This is a genomic window from Blautia sp. BCRC 81119, assembly GCF_003184505.1.
GTDB lineage: Bacteria > Bacillota > Clostridia > Lachnospirales > Lachnospiraceae > Blautia_A > Blautia_A fusiformis.
The window spans coordinates 21,130-38,182 of the sequence record NZ_QJHD01000008.1; the positions used below are offsets into that span (position 1 = coordinate 21,130).

Annotated in this window: 15 protein-coding genes; 14 read left to right on the top strand and 1 reads right to left on the bottom strand. The window is 33.3% G+C overall.

The window, feature by feature from the left end; genetic code table 11:
* Window positions 1-100 precede the first annotated feature (100 nt).
* The gene (locus tag DMI82_RS06470) at window positions 101-1,210 is read right to left on the bottom strand and encodes a tyrosine-type recombinase/integrase (protein ID WP_110102865.1); all 1,110 of its coding nucleotides are present in this window, start codon (window positions 1,208-1,210) and stop codon (window positions 101-103) included.
* Window positions 1,211-1,521: 311 nt separating this feature from the next.
* Here DMI82_RS06470 and DMI82_RS06475 point away from each other — a divergent pair, with 311 nt between their 5' ends.
* The 14 genes from DMI82_RS06475 to DMI82_RS06540 all read left to right on the top strand — a co-directional run bounded on the left by DMI82_RS06475 (window position 1,522) and on the right by DMI82_RS06540 (window position 16,988).
* Window positions 1,522-2,757 carry a zinc ribbon domain-containing protein gene (locus tag DMI82_RS06475; RefSeq protein ID WP_158526433.1) on the top strand — a complete coding sequence of 412 codons (1,236 nt, stop codon included), beginning with the start codon at window positions 1,522-1,524 and terminating at the stop codon, window positions 2,755-2,757.
* 329 nt (window positions 2,758-3,086) lie between these two features.
* The gene (locus DMI82_RS06480) at window positions 3,087-3,911 is read left to right on the top strand and encodes a DUF4422 domain-containing protein (RefSeq protein WP_110102867.1); all 825 of its coding nucleotides are present in this window, start codon (window positions 3,087-3,089) and stop codon (window positions 3,909-3,911) included.
* Window positions 3,911-5,128 (top strand): hypothetical protein, encoded by a 1,218-nt coding sequence (locus DMI82_RS06485; protein ID WP_110102868.1) that lies wholly within the window; start codon window positions 3,911-3,913, stop codon window positions 5,126-5,128. Before DMI82_RS06480 ends, DMI82_RS06485 begins: the two co-directional genes overlap by 1 nt.
* Window positions 5,125-5,784 (top strand): HAD hydrolase-like protein, encoded by a 660-nt coding sequence (locus tag DMI82_RS06490; protein ID WP_110102869.1) that lies wholly within the window; start codon window positions 5,125-5,127, stop codon window positions 5,782-5,784. Before DMI82_RS06485 ends, DMI82_RS06490 begins: the two co-directional genes overlap by 4 nt.
* Complete coding sequence (locus DMI82_RS06495; RefSeq protein ID WP_242981818.1) at window positions 5,784-6,908, top strand: glycosyltransferase; 1,125 nt, start codon at window positions 5,784-5,786, stop codon at window positions 6,906-6,908. The genes DMI82_RS06490 and DMI82_RS06495 overlap by 1 nt, the downstream gene beginning before the upstream one ends.
* A gap of 76 nt (window positions 6,909-6,984) precedes the next feature.
* The gene (locus DMI82_RS06500; protein ID WP_110102870.1) at window positions 6,985-7,785 is read left to right on the top strand and encodes a LicD family protein; all 801 of its coding nucleotides are present in this window, start codon (window positions 6,985-6,987) and stop codon (window positions 7,783-7,785) included.
* Window positions 7,786-7,809: 24 nt separating this feature from the next.
* Complete coding sequence (locus DMI82_RS06505; RefSeq protein ID WP_092068636.1) at window positions 7,810-8,892, top strand: hypothetical protein; 1,083 nt, start codon at window positions 7,810-7,812, stop codon at window positions 8,890-8,892.
* 48 nt (window positions 8,893-8,940) lie between these two features.
* Window positions 8,941-10,320, top strand: a complete 1,380-nt coding sequence (locus DMI82_RS06510; protein WP_110102871.1) for an O-antigen polymerase — start codon at window positions 8,941-8,943, stop codon at window positions 10,318-10,320.
* Between the two features lie 76 nt (window positions 10,321-10,396).
* Window positions 10,397-11,125, top strand: coding sequence for an IspD/TarI family cytidylyltransferase (locus tag DMI82_RS06515; RefSeq protein WP_092068630.1), 729 nt, complete (start codon window positions 10,397-10,399; stop codon window positions 11,123-11,125).
* A gap of 47 nt (window positions 11,126-11,172) precedes the next feature.
* Window positions 11,173-12,210, top strand: coding sequence for an NAD-dependent epimerase/dehydratase family protein (locus tag DMI82_RS06520; RefSeq protein WP_110102872.1), 1,038 nt, complete (start codon window positions 11,173-11,175; stop codon window positions 12,208-12,210).
* A gap of 43 nt (window positions 12,211-12,253) precedes the next feature.
* Window positions 12,254-13,699: a flippase gene (locus tag DMI82_RS06525; RefSeq protein ID WP_110102873.1), complete on the top strand. Its 1,446-nt coding sequence runs from the start codon at window positions 12,254-12,256 to the stop codon at window positions 13,697-13,699.
* 82 nt (window positions 13,700-13,781) lie between these two features.
* A complete protein-coding gene (locus DMI82_RS06530; RefSeq protein ID WP_110102874.1) occupies window positions 13,782-14,912 on the top strand; it encodes an acyltransferase in 1,131 nt (376 codons plus the stop codon).
* A gap of 27 nt (window positions 14,913-14,939) precedes the next feature.
* A complete protein-coding gene (glf, locus tag DMI82_RS06535; RefSeq protein ID WP_110102875.1) occupies window positions 14,940-16,058 on the top strand; it encodes a UDP-galactopyranose mutase in 1,119 nt (372 codons plus the stop codon).
* Between the two features lie 24 nt (window positions 16,059-16,082).
* Window positions 16,083-16,988, top strand: a complete 906-nt coding sequence (locus DMI82_RS06540; protein WP_110102876.1) for a sugar phosphate nucleotidyltransferase — start codon at window positions 16,083-16,085, stop codon at window positions 16,986-16,988.
* Window positions 16,989-17,053 lie beyond the last annotated feature (65 nt).

The following is a 17,053-nucleotide window of genomic DNA, read 5'->3' on the forward strand; positions in this document are numbered from 1 at the left end:
TGAGGGTAAAAAAGTCGCTTATCATTTCCATAAGCGACAAACAGGCCGGAAACCCGTATAAATGAGGACTTCCGGCCTGCTTTGACCATAATTCTGACTGCTAATAGTTCAGCTTTTCCATGCACTTCTGCTTTTGTTTTATGCTGCTGTGCACATAAATATCCATGGTGATCTTGACGGACGAATGTCCCAGAATTTCAGAAAGTGTCTTGCTGTCAAATCCCATTTCCGTACAACGGGTGGCAAAAGCATGCCGGAGAGAATGAATGTTGATACTGGGGATTTCACATTGCTGAAGGAGCTTCTGGAATTTACGCTGTATATTTCTGGGCTCCATACATTTACGATTCGTACCCGTCAGCAGGTATGAATCAGGTTCAGCAGCAATCCGCTTCATTTTTTTCAATAAAAAATCAGGGATTGGAATATCCCTGATGGATGAGACTGATTTAGGAGGATCTATCATTAAAACGGTTTTGGGTTCGTCATCAGATTCACCAGAATAATCAAGATTTTTTATCCGTGAGATCGTTCGCCTTATATGTAGCAGCTTTTTATCAAAATCAATATCTTCCCACCGGATACCGCTGAGCTCGCCAACGCGGATCCCTGTATAAATACATAGCAGGATGCCGATGGGAAATTCTGAGTCCTCAGCAGAGAGAACTGTGATCAGCTTTGTGAGATGTTCATGAGAAATAAGCTGAAAAGGACTGGTATTTATTTTGGGATACCGAAATTCAAGCTGTGAAAGATTCAAATACCCCTGTTTTTCACCATAGCGTAAAATACTGTGGAACAGGATCAGAAGATTTTTGATGGTACGTGGCGAAAGCCCCTGCTGTTTCAGCTTTTCAGAGAAGGTATATACAGAAGCAGAAGAGATGTATCTCAGCGGCGTATCACCAAATTCCGGAAGGATATGTGTATCAAGAAGTGTTTCGTAGCAGGCATAGGTGCTGAGCTTTACAGCATAACGCATGGATAACATCCATTCTTCACTGAGGTTTCGAAATACATAACACTTTCCCGGAGAGTTTTGAAGATTATTCTGACATAAAACAGCCAGCTTTTTCTTTTTTACAGCCTCGTATGTACGACCATACAGATATCCGTACTGGATACGTCCATTCTGGTCACGACATTTTTCATAGCGTGCTTCCCATCGGCCATCTTTTCTTTTTCTGATATTTTCCCCTTTTCTAGGCATAATCGTAGTCTCCTTTTCGCACTATTATAGCAAAAGTCTGACCATTTTTGTGACCACTAATAAGCGAAAAAAAGGAAAATTTGTCGTATATAAAAAAAATCAACCGAAAAAACCTGCATTTTTGGTCGAAAGTGGTGCATTTTTCGTATCTTGGCAGTGACAGTGTGCAATGCTATCATTGATTAAGATTCAAAAACTATGCAATTTGAGAGAAAATCACCTGTCGCTTATGGAAATGATAAGTGACAAAAATAATAATTTAGATAAGTTATATTATAATGATTTTTCTTTGCAAAAAACGGAGAACCAAAATGAAAGAACCGGAAACCGGCAAAAAAGAAAACACCGGAAAAAGCGGCTACAGCATCACAACCTGGCGACTGCATCTCTGGTGCAGACATCCGGAATGGCTGCGGACCACACAGGAATTTTATAACCGGATCGCTGAATTTTATTACAACCTGCTTCTGGATCATACGGATCTCTGGGAAATGGGAAGCCAGCAGACTTTACGCGAGCTGGAGATCATGAGCATTCCGGGACGAGGCGGACGCATACCATCAGATCCCCTCCCCTGGCAAAAGGTTCCACTGTATTTTCGAAGAGCAGCAGCCAATGAAGGAATTGCTTCAGCCAAAAGCTATATCAGCCATTTTGTCCAGGATGAGAAGATTGGCAGAGCAGAGAAACTAAATGCAGCAGTTACTTATTACAAAGGAATGTATCAGGATTTTTCCGCTAAAAAGATCACGTTGCGTGTCTGGACAGGAGACACATGGACCTGGATGCATTGCCGGCTGTCAGGCAGAGACTTTCCGGAAAACGCCAGACTCATGTCCCCATCCGTAGTTTTTGAATACAAATATGACATGCTGCATGTTCCAGTACGTCAGAACAATGAAAATACAGCAACCGTACGTCAGAGGATGCAGGCAGGATGCAGGATACTCTGTATTCAGTTTACAAACAGTGATGCCTTTGCGGTAGGCGTTGTTCTGGACGGAACCGGTCAGGAGATTGCAGTGAAGTTCTGGAAAGGCGGAAAGGAATACAGCCACCATTGCAGAAAGCTTCTGGAAAAGATCCAGAAGTCCCAGGAAGCAACCGGAGGCAGACAGACAGGCAGAGTTGATCAGAAATACTGGATGCATCTGAAACATCTTTCTGAACACTATGGACACCAGGTCACAAGCCAGATCTTACGTTTTGCCGTAGAGCAGGACGTTTCTGTGATCGTACTTCCACGTTATAACCAGGAATATTCCAGAAACGTCATGAAAGGCTCAGGAAACTGGGGCCCGCTCCACTTAAGCACCAGGATCCGCCAGTACCTGGACTACAAAGCCTGGAAAAACGGAATCATTGTTATCGAAGTCCACGCCACCGGCATCAGCAAAATTTGTGCAAAGTGTGGTGCAGAAATCATTCGGACTGACACCAGAACAGAACTATGCTGCTGTGCCAACGGACACCAGACGAATCGGTATCTGAATGCTGTGAGAAATCTCGGGAAAAAGTGCCTGACACAGTTTGGACGCAGAGCATGAAGGGAAGAACAAAGGAAACAGAATATCAGTATGAAAAGCGAGCAGGTGGATTGACCTTATGGCATGTCAGAAAACAGATGTCATAAAGTCAGTGCATCGGCTTTGCCGTGCTGACAAAAAGAAAGCGAAAGCAAAACACGGTGTATATCAGTGATAAACACCGTCGGGTTGAATACCGCCTGTCGTGTGTGCGCCTGAAGAAGGGATGGGCACGGCGAAGAATGTGCCGGCTTTTGAGTTGGGGAGTGTATTCGAAGTTATGAAAAATAAAAACTTGCATATGGAGGATGAATAGAAAAAAGAGAGAAAGCATGTAAGGAAATATTGAAATGACGAAGAATACGCCTACAGTAAAAATTATAGTAGCAACACATAAAAAATATGAAATGCCTCAAGATGCAATGTATCTTCCACTGCATGTTGGTGCAGAGGGAAAAACAGATCAGAATGGAAATCCGCTGGATTTAGGGTATCAAAAAGATAATACAGGAGAAAACATTTCAAACAAAAACGCTGCGTATTGTGAGCTTACAGGCTTATATTGGGCGTGGAAAAATCTTGACACGGATTATACAGGATTGGCACATTACAGACGCCATTTTGGAAAGAAAACCAAGGCACCATTTGAAGGTGTTCTTACGTATAATGAGTTGCGCCCAATGTTGGAAAAATATAAAATTTTTGTACCTAAAAAAAGAAAGTATTATATAGAAACCTTATATTCCCATTATGAACATACACATTATGCATCTCAATTAGATATCACCAGAGAGATAATCGCTGAAAAATATCCCGACTATCTGAAAAGTTATGATGAAGTTGTAAAACACACTTACGGATATATGTTCAATATGATGATCATGCAAAAAAGATATCTGAATGATTATTGTGAATGGTTATTTGATATTCTCTTCGAGTTAGAAAAACGCATCGATCCACAGGAATTATCAGCATTTCAGGGGCGATTTTATGGAAGAGTAAGCGAGATAATATTTAATGTGTGGCTTGATGGTGAGATTAAACTTGGGAAAATTAAGAAAAATGAGATTAAAGAGTTGCCTTACCAGCATATGGAAAAGATTAATTGGTGGAAAAAGGGAAGTGCTTTTATTAAGGCTAAATTTGCTGGGAAGAGGTACGAGGGTAGCTTTTGATGAGAAATACTATTAAAAATGATGATATTAATAAAGTGTTGAATGATCCATCAATAAAAAAAGAATCTTCATATTATCAGTTTGGATGGAAATATTTCGGTCCATTTCTTTTAGGATTTACAAAATGGCTATATTCAAAACTACAAGATGAAAAAATAAAGAAAGTGTATTTTTTTTCAAGAGATGGATATATGATGCAAAAGTCATATGAGATTTTTGCACCTGATGATATTGAAATAGAATATGTATATTTTTCAAGAAAAAGTATACGACAAGCGTTGCTGTATAAATGTGATGACTATAAAGAATCAATACAATATTTAAGTATAGAAAAATATATTTCCTTGGGAAAAATATTAGAATATTATGGATATTCAAAAGAAGAAAGAGAAGAGATTGCACGTGAAAATAAATGGAATCTTTTGAAGGAATTTCAATATACAACCTTAGATAAAAATGTTGAGATAAAAAATATTTATAAAAGACTGGAAAAAGAAATAAAACAAAAATCAAGAAAACAAAAAGAATATTTATTAAAATATTTGAATCAAATCAACTTTTATGGGGATTGTGCAATTGTAGATATCGGATGGCATGGTTCAATGCAATATTATCTTGAAAAATTCTGCTCGTTAAACGAGTTGAATGTAAACATGCATGGATATTATGTTGGAATTATGCCAAATGTTTTACTAAGTGGAAGTGTTGATGGATATATATACAATAGTCAAAATCCTAAATTGAGAAAAAGTTTGCTTTGTTTTTTTGGGGTTCTTGAAAAGCTTTTTCAAAGTACAGAAGGATCAACATATGGCTATACAGAAAGAGAAGATAGAATTATTCCTGTATGTAACACGTATGAGTATTTTGATAAGGTGGATTGTGTTCGCTGTATTAGAGAATGGCAAAAAGGAGCTATAAATTTTATAAAAAAAATCAAAAATAATAATATCGATATAAGTAATAATATCGAGTTAGCTATGCCATTGATTAAATTTGGAAAATATCCATCGTTAAAAGATGTAGAATTGTTTTCATTTTTTTATAATACGGATGGAATAAAGGAATATTATGTTAGTCAGAAAGGATTACTGGAATATAAACCTAAGGAATTGTTACGAGCATTAAGCAATAGTGTTTGGAAAACTGGCTTTATGAAATCAGTTTTTAAAATACCATTTCCATATTTCTATATTTACAGTTGGATTCGGAGATGAATAAATTAGTATATAGATATATAATACGTCATTATCAATACGTTAGTTTTGATGTATTTGATACATTAATTGAAAGAGATGTAAATAGACCATCAGATATATTTGTTTTGGTTGGAAAATGTATTCTTGGAAAAGAGAACGCTGAAAAATTTCGTATTTTAAGAAAGAAAGCAGAATTTGAAGCAAGAGAAGAGAATAATCATAAGGAAATTACATTAGATCAAATATATGAAAAATTAAGAGGATTATATGAAGAGGATGTAATAGAGCAATTAAGAAAAGAAGAAATACAGCAAGAAATAAAACATTGCCATAGAAAAGAAAATATAGCACCGTTATATCAAGCATGTGTGAAAAAGAAAAAACATATATTAATAATTTCAGATATGTATCTGCCTTCTGAGGTGATTCAGAAAATGTTGAAAGCTTGTAATATATTAGATTACGAAAAGATATATGTTTCAAACGAATATGGGGTAAATAAGATTTCAGGAATACTTTTTAAAAAGGTAATACAAGATAAAAAAATAAATGCTTATGAAATGATACATATTGGAGATAGTATAAAGGCTGATTTTTTAGGAGCACGAAAAGCAAGAGTGAAATCAGTATTAATAGGCAGAAAGAACAGATTTGAGAGGTTGATTCATTCATAATGAATAATAAAATGGTTTTAGAAGTTAACGTCGATGATTTAAATATGGGTGGTGTTTACGGACTTGTTAAGAATGTGATAACAAATAATTTTGATAGAAGCATTAAGATTGACATAGCTGCAATAGAGCATTTTGCAAATACTAAAAATATTGAATTGTTTAATGAAAGAGGAACACAAGTATTTTATGTCGGATATGATGGAAATAAATTGTTAAAACAGATTAAATGTTATAGTAACTTAAGAAAACTTATAAAGAATAATAACTATGAATATGTGCATATTCATGCAGATGTTGCAAATAAATTATTCACTTCAGGATTAGCAGCGAAATATTCTGGCGCTAAAAAGGTAATTTTACATTCACATGCAGCTGGAGTAGATGGAAAACATAGAAAAGTAAAAAAATATATTCATAAGTTTTGTAGAAGATTTTTGAAATACATTGCAACAGATTATGTTGCGTGTTCAGAAGTCGCCGCAAAATGGATGTTTCCAAATGTTGAATCAGAAAAAATAGTTATCGTTAATAATGGAGTTGATTTAGATAAATTTCGATTTGATGCAGCTGTGAGATACCAAATCCGTAATAAATTGGGAATAAAAGATGAAATATTATTAGGACATGTTGGTAGATTTTGTTATCAAAAAAATCATGAATATTTCATAGAAATATTAAAGGAAATAAGAAAAAGGAATATTAAAGCAAAATTATTGCTAATAGGTGAGGGACCAGATGAACAAGATTTTAAAGAAAAAATAAGAAAAGAACAATTAGATGATATGGTGATTTTCTACGGTACGACTAATAAGGTTCAAGAATTATTTATGGCAATGGATGTTTTTCTGTTACCATCACATTTTGAGGGATTACCAATTGTAGGAGTGGAAGCTCAGGCATCAGGTCTACCGGTTATTTTATCGGATCAGATAGATAGAAGTGCAAAATTAACAGATAGTGTTGAATTTTTGGATATAAAACTTAATACTGCGGCAAAATGGGTGGATGTAATTTTAAAGTTTAGAAAAAGAACAGATGATAGAAAATGTGCATATTATTTTTTAAAAAAAGAAAAGTTCAGCATAAAAGATACAGTAAATGAATTTTTAGAACTTTACAAGTAATGTTTGAGTAGAGAGATACTATAAGATTAAAGAAAGGACTGTGAGATAGGAGAATGGTGTTTCATCTCTGTAAAGTATGAGAAAGTTAGATAATACGGAAGTTAAAAAGTATATTTTGAATATATTATGTGAGTTTGCGGCATTCTGTGATCAGAATGGGCTGAGATATTATTTATCGGGAGGAACTTTGTTAGGAGCAGTACGCCATAAAGGGTTTATTCCATGGGATGATGATGTTGATTTATTAATGCCACGTCCGGATTTTGATAAATTACATGATTTATTAAGAAAAGAAAATATTCGACCATATTATAAATTAATCAGTCTACAGATGGGAAACAGTTTTTGGCCATTTGCCAAAATTATTGATACAAGAACCTATGTAAAAAATGAATATTCAAATGTTGATCAACATTTGTGGATTGATATTTTTCCGATGGATGGTCTTCCAGATGATAAGGAAGAAAGTGATATATTGTTGAGTAAAGCGGAACCATTAAAAAAATGGATTAATCGGTGCAGTGCAACTATAGGAAAAGGAAAAGGCTTTGTACGAAGTATAGTTAAAATACCGATGATTCTTTTTTTACGAATGTATACCCCAGAAAGAATTGGGAGAAAATTAGATAAACTGGCTCATCGGTATGATTTTGACAAACAAGAGTATATTGGTGGAGTTGCTTGGAGTTTGGGTCCTAATGAAAGAATGAAAAAGAAAGAATACTTACCATATAATGATGTGGAATTTTGTGGGAAAAAATTTCATGCGCCAGCATGTTGGAAGTTTTATTTGACACAAATATATGGAGACTATATGCAACTTCCGCCAGAAAGTAAGCGGATAAATCATGAGTTTGATGCTTATATTGAGGGATGATTGAGGGAAAGGCGGATATAATAAATGAATTATTATGTTGTGGAAACCGATAAACATAAGTTGATACAAAAAACAGCTGGAGTTAAAGCCAGACAAGATGTAGAAACTATTTTTAAGTGGAATAATTTAAAAAAAATTGAGATTCCATGCCTGATAGAAGGACGTGAAAACAAAACAAGATTAGGAAAAATAAAAGCACATTATGATGTTTATATGTTATGGAAGAATGCATTAAAAAAAATAAAAAAAAATGATTGGATATATATTCAGTTTCCATTGTTAGAACATACAATGTTGTTTTCATTACTTATAAAAAATTTGGAAAAAAGAGGAATACATACTTCAATAATCATACATGACGTTGAGGCAATTCGTTTTACATTAAGAAATGATGTTCCATTATCTCGAAAAATTAGAATGAGATTTGAAGAAATTAGTTCATTTAAGAATTGCAGTAAAATCATTGTGCATAATGAAAAAATGAAGTCATTTATGCATGAAAAATGGAAAATACATAAAGATAAAATGGATATATTAGGAATATTTGATTATTTAGTTGAGAATTATAATGAAGAATTATTAGAAAAGAGAAACTTAAGCAGAAAAGGTCCAGTTATCATAGCGGGAGCATTGAGTAAACACAAGGCTGGATATATATATAATTTACCGGAAAATTGTAACTTTAATTTATATGGGATTAATTTTGAACGAGAAAAAGCTTCTTCAAATACAAATTATGTTGGGGCATTTAATCCAGAAGAATTAATTTATAATCTACAAGGTAGTTTTGGCTTGGTCTGGGATGGAGACAGCAGTGCTACTTGTACTGGAGTTTATGGAGATTATCTTAAAATTAATAATCCGCATAAGACATCAATGTATTTGGCAGCTGGAATTCCTGTAATTATATGGGAAGAAGCTGCACTAGCAAATTTTATTAAGAAAAATCATTGTGGAATAACAATAAAGTCAACAGATGAAATTAGAAACATAATAGACAATATGCTCGATGAAGAATATGAAACATTAAAAGCTAATGCGTGCAAAATTGGTGGGAAATTAAGAAGAGGATATTTCTTAAAAAGTGCAATGAAACAAAGTATATAATATTTGTGAAGTTATATTGAACTTCTAATATATGAGGAACAGGTGAAAATGTTTAATCTTATAGTACTTATTTTAGTAACAATTGTATTTTTAATGTTTGGGTATTTAATTACTCATGCAGATATTTTTTCTCCATTTTGCGTTTTTTGTGAAATGTTTTTAATTGCAGAATTTTTGTGCCTTTTTTTTGCAAGGATGTACAAGGTAGAAATTCATTTGAATACTATTTTAGTAATTGCTTTAGGAATGATTGCATTTGGAATTGTTAGTGCTTTTTTTTACATGAAAAGAGTTGATGTTCGAAATTATGGAGAACAACATTCCAGAAATTATATTTCTATAAATTATTTGATTCAACTAGTATTTCTTATTTTGGAATTTCTAGTAGTGTTTTATCATGCTAAATATATAAAAGATGTTGTAGCAGCGTTTGGGTATAGTACTTCATCAATTTTTGATATAGCCGGCAAGTATCATGTCATTACACTGTTCAATTATAATAATTTTATTGAAAAGGCAGTCTCTGCATCTTTTATATATAGACATGGTAGTGTTTGGATAACTGCATATGCATATGTATTGCTTTATATTTTAATTAATAATTTAGCCGTAAAGAAAAAAATAGAAATTATACAGATAATATATTTGGGAATTTATGCATTTGATCAGATGTTATCGGGTGGTAGAACTGCATTATTTAGGATGATAACTGCAATTTTGATAATAACGGTAATATGTTTTGGACTTAATAAACGTCGAAATTTTACAAAGTTATTATTTAAAATTGTAGGTATTATTTTTGGAATAATTTTATTACTTATCGGAATCAATATGCTTTTGAATCGTACGGGTGAGAATAGCACTTTAAATCTAATTCTGGAATCAATTTATGTATATATTGGAGCTCCAATACAAAATTTGGATACGTATTTACAAGGAACTCGTCATACACCTGAATTGTGGGGAAGTCAGGTGTTTCGTAATATTTATACATATTTGGGAGGAAAATATGGAATAAGTCAATATTTATATCAATTAGATCTTCCATTTTTAAAACATAATGGCTTAAATACTGGTAATGTATATACAACTTTTTATCAGTTTTATTATGATTTTGGTTATGATGGTATTGTACCGCTTATGGCAATAATTGCTTTATATTTTAGTTGCGCTTATAGAAAAATATATAACAATAAACCTTTTACAATAATAATATATGCATATTTATTTAATGATTTAATTATGTTGATTTTTTCAGACAGATTTTACGAAACGGTAGCATCAATAGGTTTTGTGAAGCACTTGTTAGTCACATTTATATTATATAAGGTGTTGATTGATAAAGGAGTTGCATTGGAGTATAGACATGGGATTAAACTTAAATTCAAAAGGCAAAAGAAAACAGTAATACCAATGGGAACAAATTAGAACATAAAAAATGGACAAATAATCAAGAGATAATTAAATTTGATTAACACGAGCTAGAGACTAGGAGGTTCAAGGGATGAATATTGCAGTGATTTTTGCTGGAGGTGTTGGAAGCCGTATGCATAGTAAAGATCGACCGAAACAGTTTCTTGAAATGTATAATAAACCAATAATAATACATACATTGGAATATTTTGAAAACCATTCTATGATAGATGCGATTGTGGTTGTGTGTATAAAAGATTGGATTCCATATTTAAATAAACTTCTTTATAAATTTCGTATTGAAAAAGTAAAATCTGTAGTTCCTGGAGGGGAAACAGGTCAATTATCCATATACAATGGTCTTAAATCTGCAAAACAGATTGCAAAAGATGAAAAAAGCATTGTTTTAATTCATGATGGCGTTAGACCATTGATTAATGAGAAAGTAATTAGTGACAATATTCAATCGGTGATTAAATATGGTTCTGCAATCACAACAGCTAAAGTAAAAGAGACAATACTTGTTGTTAATGAGGGAACAGCAACAATTGATTATGTCCCAAGTCGGAATAATTCAAGAGTTGCCAAAGCTCCACAAAGTTTTTGGCTAGATGATATTTTGAAAGCTCATGAAAAAGCACTTTCAGAAGGTGAAAAGAATTGTATTGATTCTTGCACAATGATGCAAAGATATGGATATGATCTTTATCTGATTGATGGACCAGGAGAAAATATTAAAATTACAACACCAGAAGATTTTTATACTATGCGAGCTATTCTTGAAGCAAAAGAAAATGAGCAAATATATGGGCTTGAATAAGGATAATAAAAAGCTTATAAAGAAAAATAAATTAAAGGAGATGCTGGATGAGAAAAGGACCGCTAGAGGATGATTTGCAATATATCGCAAAATATCCGTTACAGTATGAGCAACTGAAGGAAACCACTGTTCTGGTAACTGGAGCAACTGGGCTTATCGGAGCTTCAATAGTAAGAGCGCTTATAGCAGTAGAAGGTATTCATATTATTGCATTAGTGAGAAATATTGAAAAAGCAAATAAATTATATAGTAGACATGAGTTGGACAATATTGAGCTTATTGTTGGTGATATCACATTTCCTATTAATGTTAATAAAAAAGTTGACTGGATTTTTCATTGTGCTGCTGTAACAACATCTAAATTAATGATTGAAAAACCAGTAGAGACATTATCTACAGCAATAGAGGGTACAAAAAATATTTTAGAACTTGCTCGTAAAAATGAATGTAAATCAATGGTATATATTTCATCAATGGAAATGTATGGAACATTTAATAATTCTGATACAGAGATAACAGAAGATAAGATTGGTTACATTAATCCATTGAAAGTACGTAGTAATTATCCTGAAAGTAAGCGGTTATGCGAAAATATGTGTGTTGCATATATGAGAGAATACGGAGTTAAAGTCAAGATTGCCAGGTTAGCGCAAACGTTTGGCGCAGGAATTTTGCCAGGGGAGAATCGTGTATTTGCTCAATTTGCTAAAAGCGTAATCTCAGGAAGAGATATAGTATTGCATACGAGAGGATTATCGGAAGGAAATTATTGTTATACTCGAGATTGTGTTTTAGGATTATTTATAATTTTACTTTGCGGAGAAAATGGTGAAGCATATAATGTGGCAAATCCAAAATCACATACTACAATTGCAGAAATGGCGCATATGGTTGCGGATAAAATTTCAAATGGGAAAATTAAAGTAATATACGATATTCCTAAAGATAATGTATTTGGTTATGCAGAAGATACGAAAATGAAGTTAAATTCTGATAAATTACAAGCTTTAGGGTGGACACCAGAAATAGGCTTAGAGGATGCATATAAGAGAATGATTGAACAGATGAAGATTGAGGGAATATAGAGTAAGTACGAAAATCTTATAATTAAGAGAGTAGAAAAAATAAATGAAAAAGAAATCAATAAAACTAAATTTTATTATGAATATAATTCTGACAATGTCTTCTTTCATTTTTCCATTGATAACTTTTCCGTATGTATCAAGAGTTTTATTGCCAGTTGGAACAGGAAAAGTGTCGATGGCAACATCTGTTATTACATATTTTTCTATGTTTGCTCAATTAGGTATTCCTACATATGGAATTCGTGCGTGTGCAAAAGTTAGGGATAATCGTGAGAAACTTTCCAAGGTAGCACAGGAACTTTTGATTATTAATATAATCATGAGTATGATTTCTTATATGGTATTGATTATATTGTTGTTTTATGTACCTAAATTTAGATGTGAAAAAGAATTGTATGTAATATTGAGTTTTAACATTATTTTGACATCTATCGGCATGGAATGGTTATATAAAGCCTTGGAACAGTATACTTATATCACAGTACGATCAGTTATTTTCAAATTTATCGCACTGATTTTTATGTTCTTTCTCGTACATAAACAGACGGACTATGTTATTTATGGTGGAATAACAATTTTTGCAGCTTCTGCATCGAATATTTTAAATTTGATTAATGTACATAAATTTATAAATCTGAAGCTTGTTGGAAATTACAATTTTAGGCGACACCTAAAACCAGTATTGATATTCTTTGCTATGTCATGTGCAACAACAATATATACAAATCTTGATACGGTAATGTTGGGATTTATGACAACAGATACAGATGTGGGATATTATAATGCAGCAGTAAAAATTAAAGTGATCCTTGTGAGTGTTGTAACATCATTAGGAACAGTATTGTTGCCTAGAGCATCTTATTATATACAAAGAGGAGAATTGAAAGAGTTTCATAGAATTACAAGAAAGGCATTGAATTTTGTCTTTTTAATGGCAACACCTTTGTTTGTATATTTTATTTATTTTGCAAAAGAAGGCATTTTCTTTTTGTCAGGTAATAATTATGTTGGCTCTATTATACCAATGCAGGTGATTATGCCAACTCTTTTATTAATTGGTATTACAAATATACTTGGAATTCAGATACTTGTACCAACAGGACGAGAGAAAATTGTATTATATTCTGAGATTGTTGGTGCTGTCGTGGATGTCATTATCAATGCATTATTGATTCCAGTTTATGCGTCAACAGGAGCTGCAATAGGTACATTGGTTGCGGAGCTTGCAGTTTTTATTGTCCAGTATATGACATTGAAAAATGAAGTGCATGATTCATTTAAGCAGATTCATTTTATAAAAATTACGATAGCTTTAGTTTTGGCAAGCTTGGCATCTTTGTGGATAAAAGGATTAGGTTGGGGGGATTTTGCCATGTTAGTAATATCAGCAATATTATTCTTTGGAGTTTATGGAATTACATTGTTGATACTTAAAGAAGAAATGATATTAGAAATATTGGAAATGATAAAATTAAAAAGAAAACAATAAAAAATTATAAAATCCCAACAGTTCATTATTATAGAAAAATATTTATTTGTTGAAAAATGACAAAAAGAAGGGACATTGAAATATGTCAAATAAAAATGTTATTGATAGAATTCAAAATCGTAATTCGTCAATAGAGTTATTACGAATAATATCCATGATATTAATTGTATTTCATCATTTTGCTTTTCATGGTGGATTTAAATGGCAGACAAATTCAGTTACGATTTCTCATTTTTGGTATAATTTTATTTACGGTGGGGGGAAAATTGGCGTAAATATATTTGTATTAATTTCTGGATATTTTTTAATTGATCGGAAAACATCAGTATTCAGTTATATAAGAAGAATCTTAAAGTTTTGGGGACAAGTGTTTTTTTATTCGTTTGTAATTTTTTTCATATCTGTAATAGTAGATATGAAAAATTTTGGAATGCAGTCATTGATAAAAATGTGTTTTCCAATTACATTTTCATCATGGTGGTTTGCAAGTACATATTTTGTTTTATTATTGATACATCCATTTTTAAATGAATTTTTAAATAATCTGAAAAAAGAATCGTATCAGAAATTATTGATTTTACTTATTGTATGCTGGTCCATAATTCCAACATTTATTAATTCGGAATATCAGGGAAATTCATTTTTATGGTTTGTGACTTTATATGCAATTGCTGGATATGAGAAAAAATATAAATTCCGGATTGAATTTACATCAAAACATTATTTTAAATTGTGTTTTTTATTTTCTTTATTAACATATTTATGTGGGGTTATATTCATAGTAATTGGTAAAAAATGGAATATATTTGCTACGCATGAAACGTATCTTTATGGACAAGAAAAACTACCTATATTGCTGGTATCTTTGACATTGTTTTTAGCGTTCACAAGATGGAAAATGAATTATCATAAATGGATAAATATAACTGCATCTGCAACATTTGGAGTGTACCTGATTCATGATAATAAAATTGTCAGATCTTTTTTGTGGATGAGCTTATTCAAAAATTACAGGTATCAGGATTCTATTATGATCATTCCTTATTCTATTGGAGTAGTTGCTATTGTTTATATTATATGCACAATGGTTGATTTAGTAAGAAAGAATCTATTTGAGAAAAGTTATATGAGAATTATAGATAAATATAGTGTTTCATGGCTGAAGATATTTAGAGAAATTTACAATTTTTTTGAAAGAAAAATTTTTGGTTAAAAGAAAGGATGTAAAGGTGAAAGAAAAATGAAGTACGATTATTTAGTAGTAGGTTCCGGCTTATACGGAGCAATCTTCGCACACGAAGCAAAAAAATTAGGAAAGACAGTTCTTGTAGTAGACAAGCGACCGAATATTGCTGGAAATGTTTACACAGAGAAAACAGAAGGTATTAACGTACATAAATATGGAGCACATATTTTCCATACTAACAACAAGAAAGTATGGAATTATATCACTCAGTTTGCAGAGTTCAACAGGTTTACAAACAGCCCGGTCGCTAATTATAAAGGGGAGCTTTACAGTCTTCCTTTTAATATGTATACATTTAATAAAATGTGGGGTGTGGTAACACCGGAGGAAGCTGCAGCGAAGATTGAGGAGCAGAGAAAAGAAGCTGGAATTACAGAACCAAAGAATCTGGAAGAGCAGGCAATTTCACTGGTTGGACGTGATATTTATGAAAAGCTGATTAAGGGTTATACAGAGAAACAGTGGGGACGTGATTGTAAGGATCTTCCTTCTTTTATCATTAAACGTCTGCCTGTTCGTCTGACATTTGATAATAACTATTTCAATGCTTTGTATCAGGGGATTCCAGTTGGTGGTTACACGAAGATGGTAGCAAATCTTCTGGAGGGTATTGAGGTTCGTTTGAATACAGATTATCTGGAAAATAAAGATGAATTAGATGCATTGGCTGAAAAAGTAGTTTACACAGGTCCGATTGATGCATATTTTGATTATAAGCTTGGCACACTGGAATATCGTTCTGTGCGTTTTGAAACAGAAACTTTGGATAAATCAAATTTCCAGGGAAATGCAGCTGTGAATTATACGGATCGGGAAACTCCATGGACGCGTATCATTGAGCATAAGTGGTTTGAATTTGGTAAGGATGAGGAAGGCAATGATCTTCCCAAAACAGTGATCAGCCGGGAGTTCAGTTCTGAATGGAAACCTGGGGATGAGCCTTATTATCCGGTTAATGATGAAAAGAACGGAGCTCTTTACGCAGAGTATAAAAAGCTGGCAGAAGCTGAGACAAGTGTGATTTTTGGCGGACGTCTTGGTGAATATAAATACTATGACATGGATCAGGTTATTGCAGCTGTATTGGATCGCTGCGAAGAGGAATTACATTAAGATCAGGAAATGAGGGGGAATTAAATGCAAACAACATTACTTATCATGGCTGCTGGTATTGGTTCCCGTTTTGGCGGTGGTATCAAACAGCTGGAGCCGGTTGATGAGCAGGGTCATATTATCATGGATTATTCGATTCATGATGCGATCGAAGCTGGTTTTAACAAGGTGGTTTTTATTATCCGAAAGGATATTGAAAATGAATTTAAGGATGTGATCGGGAATCGGATTGAGGCGGTTTGCAAGGCGCATTCAGTAACTGTGGACTATGCTTTCCAGGATATCAACGATATTCCGGGAGAACTTCCGGAAGGCCGTACAAAGCCGTGGGGAACTGGTCAGGCTGTGCTTGCAGCGAAAAATATAATAAAAACCCCGTTCATTGTGATTAATGCAGATGATTACTATGGCAAGGAAGGCTTCAAGGCCGTCCACGAGTATCTTGTAGATGGCGGTGAGTCTTGCATGGCAGGTTTTGTCTTGAAGAACACGCTGTCCGATAACGGTGGTGTGACCCGTGGTATCTGCAAGATGGATGAAGGAAATAACTTGACAGAGGTTGTGGAAACAAAGAACATTGTAAAGACAGCAACCGGAGCAGAAGCAGACGGTGTGGCTGTCGATGTGAATTCTCTGGTATCTATGAATATGTGGGGCTTGACTCCTGATTTTCTAGATGTTCTGGAAGAGGGCTTCAAAGAGTTCTTCGAGAAAGAAGTACCGGGTAATCCTCAGAAAGCCGAGTATCTGATTCCAATCTTTATCGGTGAACTTCTGGCAGAGGATAAGATGTCTGTTAAGGTGCTGCGGACTAATGATACATGGTATGGCATGACCTATAAAGAGGATGTTGCGGTTGTAAAAGAGAGTTTTCGTGGTATGCTGGAGCGTGGTGTTTATAAAGAAGAACTGTTCTGTGATATAAAGTAATATTGGTATTGTAAAATAGCAAAATGCTCAGATCCCCACAAAGGATCTGAGCATTTACAATACGA